Origin of the sequence: Bradyrhizobium sp. AC87j1 (genome assembly GCF_002936975.1) — a bacterium.
Lineage (GTDB): Bacteria > Pseudomonadota > Alphaproteobacteria > Rhizobiales > Xanthobacteraceae > Bradyrhizobium > Bradyrhizobium shewense.
Window position 1 is genome coordinate 34,227 of record NZ_PTFE01000075.1, and the last position, 7,389, is coordinate 41,615.

Sequence of the window (7,389 nt, forward strand, 5' to 3'; positions counted from 1 at the left end):
GCTCACTCCTGCACTGCGGCTTCGTTGTACAGCACGCCGTCGCGCACCATCGCCTCGACGAGCTCGGCCGACAGCCCCAGCGACTCTGCAATGCGGCGATTGTCCTGGCCGAGCAGCGGCGCCGGAGTGCGCACCGTGGTGTCGCAATCTGAGAAGCGGAAGGGCAGGTTCGGCAACGTCACCTTGCCCAGCACGGGATGCTCCTGCTCGACCAGCATGCCACGCGCGCGGATCTGCGGATCCTTCACGACCTCTTCGATGGTCTGCACGGGAGCGGACGGCACACCTGCTTCCTCGAGTGCCGCCAGACAGGCATTTCGAGACGGCTGTGACAGAGTCCAGTTGCGCACAATCTCCATGGCCTCGGCGTAATGGGCGTTGCGCGCAGCAGGCTTGGCGAAGCGTTCGTCGGATGCCAACGCGCTCCCGCCGATCAGCGTCGCCAATCGCCGCCAGGCATCATCGACTTGCGCGGCGATGACGAGATTACCGTCCTTAGCAGGGAAGACGCCGTAGACGGTCGAGTCCGGCTGTCCGCTGCCGGTCTGCTTCGGCATGTCGGCGCCGTTGGAGAGGAAGTAACGCTGAACCGCATAATCGTGCATCGAGACCATGCAGTCGTACAGCGCCAAATCGATGTGTTGGCCGCGGCCGGACGATACGCGGCCGACCAGCGCCCCGTTGATGGCTGCTACGCCGTGGATGCCGGTATACATGTCTGCCAGCGGCATCCGCAGCAACGGCGGAGCTTCACCGGGAGTGCCCAGTTGCGCCAGTGCACCCGACATCGCCTCTGCGATCAGACCGAAGCCCGGACGGTCGGCATAGGGACCGGTGTGTCCGTAAGCGGAGACCGAGCAGTAGATCAGTCTGGGATTCCGTGCCGACAGCGCCTTGTAACCGAGCCCGAGGCGCTCGAGTGCGCCGGGGCGGTAGTTCTCGATGAAGACATCGGCCGTGTCGACGAGCTTCATCATCATCTCGAGACCGCGCTTGTCGCGCAGGTCGATGCAGAGCCCCTGCTTTCCCATGTTCTGCTGCAGGAAGTAGCCGGACTGCCCGTCCTTGAAATATCCGTGGGCGCGTCCCGCATCGCCTTGCTTCGGACGCTCCACCTTGATGACCTCAGCGCCCATCGCGGCGAGGCAACGGCCCATGAACGGGCCTGCCAGGAAATGGCTGTAGTCGATGACGCGAATGCCTTTGAGCGGCAGATCTTGGAGCGGCAGATCTTGCGCGGTCATGCCTGCTCTCCTGCGGCGTTGTTCTTCGGGCGCATCGGAATCATCAACCGATGCTCACCTAGCTGCACCACTTCGCCGCGCTGATTGATCAGCTCCGAGGGCAGCACCACGATACCCCACCCATCACGCTTCGTGATGCGCATCGAGCCGACACGGAACTTCACGTGCACGGTGTCGCCGAGCTTGATCGGCAGCTTGAAATCCCACGTCCAGCCCAGCGACATTCCTGGAAGGAAGCGGTAGTCGGCACGGGTCTTCAAACCGTCGGCCAGCGACAGACCAAACAGCCCGTGCGCGACGCGCGTGCCGAATGGTGTGGTCTTGGCGTATTCCTCGTCGACATGGACCGGGGTAAAATCACCCGTCAGCTCGGCATAGGCATTCACCATCGCCTCGGTGACCGTCACCGAGGGCGTGACGCATTCGTCACCGACCTTGGCATCGTCCCAGTAGCGCTCATCGATCATGTCGCGTTTTCCCTAGGCCCGTGGATTGATCGCCAGGGCGGCTTCCACAGCGCCTGCGCTGGCTTGCAAGATTTCGACGTTGAGCCCGCCCGGCAGTTCGAGCCAGTTTGGCCCCGCGGGCAACGCCCTCGCGCCCCATGCGGCGGCGCGGGCGAGCACGCCTTCGTAGTCGTCGACCATGATGCCGAGATGGGCGAGACGCCCCTCCGGTCCGACAAAATTCGGATCCTCGATGAGTTGCACGCTTCCGAGCACCCACACCTGGCGCGGGCGCGCACCATCGGCGGGTTGCTCGTCGCGAATGGCGAGACCAAGCACCTCGCGAAAGAAGTCGACGTGACGATCAATGTCCGGCACACGGATCGCGACGTGCTCGATATAAGCGCGAGGCAGCGACATCGTCTCAGCTCTTTCCAGGATAGTCGCTGCGGGCGTATTCGAGCCCTTTGACCAACGCGACGAGGGTAGAATTGACCGGGGTCGGCACGTTGAGCTTTGCGCCCCAACGCACGACGGAGCCGTGAATGTAGTCAACCTCGGTCGGATTGCCGGACTGCAAGCTCTGCAACATCGACGTCTTGAACTCGGGCGGCAGACCGGCGGATGCCATTGTCCAGGCGCGGAGCGGGTCGGTGATCGAGATCTTCACACCGGCCGCCTGCGCTACCGCGATGCCCTCTGAAATCGCTGCCAGCGCGCATTCCTCCAGGATGGGGAGCGAATAGAGGCCGCCATAGGTCAGGCCGGTAATGGCGGTAACGCCGCCGCCGGCGACGTTGATAAAGAGCTTGTCCCACATCGTGCCCAAGATGTTGTCGCTGAGCAGTGTGAGAATGCCGGCACGATCGAAAGCCTCGGAGATTCGCTGCGCGCGTTCCGTCAAGCGTCCGTCAAGTTCACCGATGATGGTTTCCTTGCCGATGACCCCGGAGCGAACATGACCGGGGCCAAGCAGCACGCCACCAACGTAGGTCTTGCCCGCCATGACCCGCTCACGACCAACTTCCTCCGAAAGGATGTCTTCGTGACCAAGACCGTTCTGAAGTGACATCACAACCGTCTGCGGCCCAATGATCGGCGCTGCAGCGCGGATCGCATCCCGCGTGTAGTAGGATTTGACGAGGACGATGACGAGGTCGGCCTCTACGCCGACTTGGGCCGCGGAGGTGCAAGCGGCGACCTTCACGATGGTTTCGGCGTCGCCTTCGAGCATCCGAAGGCCCGCGGCATTGATGGCGTCGACATGAGCCTGGAACGGATCGATCAACCACACCTCGGCACCGCCGCGCGCCAGCGTGCCGCCGATGGTCGAGCCCAAGGCTCCCGCTCCAATAAAGCAGATCCTCATCCGAACGCTTCCCCGCGCGCCCTTCTTGGCGCTGGAAGCGTGGTAGCAGGCCGATCGATATTAAGATATGATATGATCATTATATCCATTATTGTGAATCGCAATGACGTACGCGGATAATGTCGAGACCAACCTGCTGGACCCGCGCCTGCTGAGGCTCTTTGACGCGTTATTCGCCACGGGCAGCGTCACCAAGGCCGCAGAAAAGCTCGGTCAAAGTCAGCCGACCATCTCGATCTGGCTGGCGCGACTGCGTAAGGAACTGGACGATCCGCTCTTCATCCGGTCGGCGGAGGGAATGCTGCCAACGCCGCGCGCCGAGGCTCTCATCGGCACGGCGAGGCAGGCCCTGGAAACGCTGCGTCGTCTGGCTGAGCTTCGCACCGACTTCGATCCCTCAACCGCAAAGCGCCGTTTTGCGATCTGCATGACGGATGGAAGCCACGTCACGCTGCTTCCGTCCATCCTCGCTCACATCCGCCGCGTCGCCCCGGGCGTTCGTATCGAGGCGACACAGATCGGCGCGGACACCCCACGGATGCTACAATCCGGTGAAGCCGATCTGGCCCTCGGATACATCTCGGGTCTCGACGCCGGACATTTCCAACAGGCACTTTTTCCGCAGGATTGGGTCTGCTTGGCAAACGCTAAACATGCCCGGATCCGCGACCGTATCACCGCAAAGAATTTCAGGCGCGAAGCCCACGTCCTCATTCGCTCCGGCACTGGACATCAGTTGCTCGGGACCGCGCTACAGGAGCAGCGGATAGTCCTTGACGTGGCGCTTGAGCTACCCGGCTTCTTGGGACTGCCCGCAATCGTGGGGACGACCGACCTGATCGCCACCCTGCCAAGGCACATTGGCGAAACGCTGGCTCACTATTACGGACTGCGCGTGCTCGACTGCCCGCTGGCGATCGCCGGGTTTACTGTGAAGCAATATTGGCATGCCCGCTTCCATCACGATCCGGCAAGCCAATGGCTGCGTGGCATCTGCGCGGAACTTTTTCAACAGCAGGAAGTGCGGGGGCTGCATCCTTCCAGTCGGCCAAAGAAACGAGGGCCACGCAAAATGCGGTCGCAGTGAAGCGCTTATTGAGGCAGTTTTCGGCTCTTCGCTGCCATACGATCGAAGCTAAACGTCCGCCTTGCGCAAGACAGCAGCTTAAGCGCTGGCTGGGGCGGGAGGGATCGAACCTCCGAATGGCGGAATCAAAATCTGTTTGATTATTCAACGATTTCAGGGCGGGTTTGGAAAAGTGGCCCAAAATGACCTCTGGGAAGCTCAAATACTTAGCAGCCATTTCCAAATGAACGACAACTCCACGCAGGATCTCTCGGTCAAGTCTTGGAGAGCGAACCGCGCCCGCGCTGAAGGGCCTCAGTCGAGGGCGGAGTTCCCTGGAAGTTCACGGCTAACTCACCCGCTCCTTAGCCCTCTGTTGTGGCAGGAGGCCGTGAGATCCGGCAGAACCTCTGCGGCATCCATCGCGGCACACCAGCCGAACACAATGGCCGGGCCAATCATTGTTCCGGGCCCCGGGTAGGTGCCGCGGAAGATCGAGGATGAGTCGGTACCGACCGCGTATAACCCGGATAGAATCTTCCCGTCGCGGGAGAAGACGCGGCTGCATGAATCGGTGCGCAAGCCAGCGCTGCTGGCTAGATCCGACGGCCAGACAGTCACCGCATAATATGGTCCTGGCCCGATCCGTCGCAGGCACGGATTTGGCTTGCTCCGGGAATCGCCATTGACCCGGTTCAGTTCGCTGGAGCCCCGGCCAAAGTCTTCGTCGACGCCGATTTCGGCAAAGCCATTGTATCGCTCGACTGTTTGAACAAGCTGGTCGCCGTCCACGCCGATCTTGTGGGCCAACGCCCCGATGGTTTCGCCCTCCAGCAAGTACTTTGCCTCCAGGAAGCCGCTCAGATTGCTGGTCCCGGGGTGAACCAGCCCGATACCAAAATCCCTGATGAATGCGCGGTCGCAGATTAGGAAGGCCGTCGCTGCCGAAGCGTTCGAGCGCAACATCGCTGCGACGAAGTCGTGGTAGGAGTCGGCTTCATTTACGAAGCGGCGCCCCGATTTGTTGACGGCGAGCAATCCAGGCTTGGCACGATCGAGCATGATGTGCGGGAAGACCGACACATGGCCGTCGGCCTGCGCCATCACCGAACTCGGCATCCATAAGGCCGGGCTTTCGAGGTCGCGCTCGACGACGGCGTTGACGCGTTCGGCCGTCAGGATACCGTCTCCAGTGTTGGATGAAGGCGCGAGCGAAAAGCGGCGTGCGGCTTCGGGAAACAGCCGTTCGCGCAGCTCACGGCTCCAGCCGATGCCGCCTGTCGCCAGCACCACGCCCTTGCGGGCGCGGACGGCCACCTCTCCGATCGGAGCCGAGAGCACCGCGCCGGCGACATCGTCGCCATCGCAGATGATCTCGCGAAGTACCGTCTCAAATCTCAGGTCGACGCCGGCGCGGCGGACGCCCTCAAGCAGTCTTGCGACAAGCGCGTTGCCCATGATCAGGCGTGTTCCGCGCTTGTGGCTGATGCGATCCAGCGCATGTCGGGTCAGAAGACCGATGACGTGCCGAAAATTCGTCCAGTTGCGGAAGGGCGCCAGCAGCGCAGGAATATCCGCCTTCCCGACCATCATGCCGCCGAGAACCATGAATTCCCGGCGCGGCGGCCTCACCCGGGCAAAATCGTCGCCGAGCTTGCGGCCGTCGAACGGAACGGCCCCGAGCGCGCGACCGCCGATCGCCGCCCCCGGAAGCTGTTTGTAGTCGGGATGGACCGGCGGCGCAGCGAACCGCACGTTTGTCTTCTGCTCGAGATAGTCGAGCACGACCGGCCCGGCCTTGAGGAACATATCCAGGCGTTCGTCAGTTGCGTGCTCGCCGAGCATCGCGGTCAGATAGGTGCGCGCGGCATCGACCGTATCGGGCGTTCCGGCAAGCTGTCCCTGCCGGCTGCCCGGGATCCAGACGGTACCGGCAGAGGTCGCGGTCGTCCCGCCAACCATCTCCGACTTTTCGCAAAGGACAACGTTGAGGCCTTCGAGGGCACCGACCAGCGCTGCCGTCATTCCGGCCGCACCTGCGCCCACGACCAGCAGATCGGTCTCGACGTCCCAGGAGCGATCGCCTTCCGGCATCCGGAGCACCCTTCCTTCAGGAGTTCGCGCGCGCCCTCTCGACCACGGTCTTACCCGCCGCGAGCGCCCGGCGCGCACGCGTTTCGGCATCAACAGTCTTCGCCAACTGGACGGTCGGAACCTCGATGCTGATGGTGAGGTCGTCCGGCATCGCCCTCGCCAGTCCGACGATATCTAGGCCGCCCTCGCCCGGAAACATCCGCTCCTCGCGCGCGGCATGGATGAGCTGCTCCGTCGTCGACGGGCGTTCGGCCGGACCGTCGCAGAGTTGCCAGTAGTGCAGCCGCCGCGCGGGGATGGTGCGGAGATCCCCAAGCGAACTCTGCGATCGATCGAAATGCAGCGCATCGACCAGAATGCCGGCAGCGGGATGATCGATACCACCGACGAGCCGGATTGCGGTCTCGAGGTCCGGAACGCTGGTCCAGGGCATGAATTCGAGATCGGACGTCAGACCGTACTGTGCCGCCGCCTCGCAAAACTGCCGGTAGCGGTCGGAAAATCGTGCCAGATCCGGATCGTAGGCGGCGACGAGAATGTGTTTGGCGCCGAGGCGCGCCCCCGCCTCGAAGAAGGGTGTGAAGGAGCCAACATCCGTCTCCGGTCTGAATGCAACGACCTCGATATCGGCGACGGTCACGCCCGTCGACTGCAACCGCCGGAGTGTCTCCCGCAACAGCGGCGCATCGTCCATCAGACGGTAGGCGACCCCGCCAGGCGTTGCCGGCAACAGCCTCAGCCCGACTTTGTCGTAGCCGCAACGCGCCGCCAGCTCGATCATCTCGGGCGGCGCCAGCTCGAGCACGGTTAACGCGGCGAGCGAGAACGTGGCCATCAGTCGAAATCCGCGATGCGGGCGTCGAGCGCGAACATACCCTGATAGACTTCCGGCTCGCTCGCCCGGTCCATGACGTCAGGCGCAATCGTGCGCGCCTGCTGCAAGGCGGCCTGCAACGAGGCCTCGTCGAGTGCCTCGACCAGCAGAAGCCCGGCGAAAAAGCCCTCGTCCTTCCGCATGCCCTTCTCAGTCGTCGGCACCAACGTCCGCGCCTCGTCGGTTGCGCCGATCTGCACGGCGGCGATCCCGTCGCACGCAACGAGCGCCTGGGCCAATTTTTGCGGACCTGCCGGCAGTTTTTCGATCCGCAGCGCCATGATCGTGGCCCCCTC

At 63.1% G+C, this 7,389-nt stretch carries 7 protein-coding genes and 1 pseudogene; 1 reads left to right on the forward strand and 7 read right to left on the reverse strand.

Annotated features, from left to right (window positions below):
- Positions 1 to 2: 2 nt before the first annotated feature.
- From CV770_RS29930 to CV770_RS29945, 4 genes are read right to left on the reverse strand one after another with little or no spacing between them, the layout of a single operon-like run.
- Complete coding sequence (locus tag CV770_RS29930) at positions 3 to 1,244, reverse strand: CaiB/BaiF CoA transferase family protein (RefSeq protein WP_201760104.1); 1,242 nt, start codon at positions 1,242 to 1,244, stop codon at positions 3 to 5.
- Positions 1,241 to 1,711, reverse strand: coding sequence for a MaoC family dehydratase (locus CV770_RS29935; protein WP_104464924.1), 471 nt, complete (start codon positions 1,709 to 1,711; stop codon positions 1,241 to 1,243). The genes CV770_RS29930 and CV770_RS29935 overlap by 4 nt, the downstream gene beginning before the upstream one ends.
- 12 nt (positions 1,712 to 1,723) lie before the next feature.
- Positions 1,724 to 2,110, reverse strand: a complete 387-nt coding sequence (locus tag CV770_RS29940; RefSeq protein WP_104464925.1) for a VOC family protein — start codon at positions 2,108 to 2,110, stop codon at positions 1,724 to 1,726.
- Positions 2,111 to 2,114: 4 nt separating this feature from the next.
- Entirely contained in the window at positions 2,115 to 3,059 is a 945-nt protein-coding gene (locus CV770_RS29945) for a ketopantoate reductase family protein (protein ID WP_104464926.1), read from the reverse strand.
- Positions 3,060 to 3,162: 103 nt separating this feature from the next.
- Between CV770_RS29945 and CV770_RS29950 the strand changes: the two genes are divergently transcribed.
- Entirely contained in the window at positions 3,163 to 4,146 is a 984-nt protein-coding gene (locus CV770_RS29950; protein ID WP_104464927.1) for a LysR family transcriptional regulator, read from the forward strand.
- 333 nt (positions 4,147 to 4,479) lie between these two features.
- Here the strand turns inward: CV770_RS29950 and CV770_RS29955 are convergent, their stop codons facing one another.
- The 3 genes and pseudogenes from CV770_RS29955 to CV770_RS29965 form a co-directional block, all read right to left on the reverse strand.
- On the reverse strand, positions 4,480 to 6,219 hold the full coding sequence (locus CV770_RS29955) for an FAD-dependent oxidoreductase (RefSeq protein ID WP_104464928.1): 1,740 nt from the start codon (positions 6,217 to 6,219) through the stop codon (positions 4,480 to 4,482).
- Positions 6,220 to 6,235: 16 nt separating this feature from the next.
- Positions 6,236 to 7,054 carry a sugar phosphate isomerase/epimerase family protein gene (locus CV770_RS29960; protein WP_104464929.1) on the reverse strand — a complete coding sequence of 273 codons (819 nt, stop codon included), beginning with the start codon at positions 7,052 to 7,054 and terminating at the stop codon, positions 6,236 to 6,238.
- Positions 7,054 to 7,389: pseudogene (locus CV770_RS29965) on the reverse strand (hypothetical protein); the annotation flags it as partial. The pseudogene CV770_RS29965 and the gene CV770_RS29960, both read right to left, overlap by 1 nt.

What these genes read in the sequence shown, in the direction of transcription:
- CV770_RS29930 (WP_201760104.1), bottom strand. Translation starts at nt 1,244, where the DNA reads ATGACCGCGCAAGATCTGCCGCTCCAAGATCTGCCGCTCAAAGGCATT.
- CV770_RS29935 (WP_104464924.1), bottom strand. Translation starts at nt 1,711, where the DNA reads ATGATCGATGAGCGCTACTGGGACGATGCCAAGGTCGGTGACGAATGC.
- CV770_RS29940 (WP_104464925.1), bottom strand. Translation starts at nt 2,110, where the DNA reads ATGTCGCTGCCTCGCGCTTATATCGAGCACGTCGCGATCCGTGTGCCG.
- CV770_RS29945 (WP_104464926.1), bottom strand. Translation starts at nt 3,059, where the DNA reads ATGAGGATCTGCTTTATTGGAGCGGGAGCCTTGGGCTCGACCATCGGC.
- CV770_RS29950 (WP_104464927.1), top strand. Translation starts at nt 3,163, where the DNA reads ATGACGTACGCGGATAATGTCGAGACCAACCTGCTGGACCCGCGCCTG.
- CV770_RS29955 (WP_104464928.1), bottom strand. Translation starts at nt 6,219, where the DNA reads ATGCCGGAAGGCGATCGCTCCTGGGACGTCGAGACCGATCTGCTGGTC.
- CV770_RS29960 (WP_104464929.1), bottom strand. Translation starts at nt 7,054, where the DNA reads ATGGCCACGTTCTCGCTCGCCGCGTTAACCGTGCTCGAGCTGGCGCCG.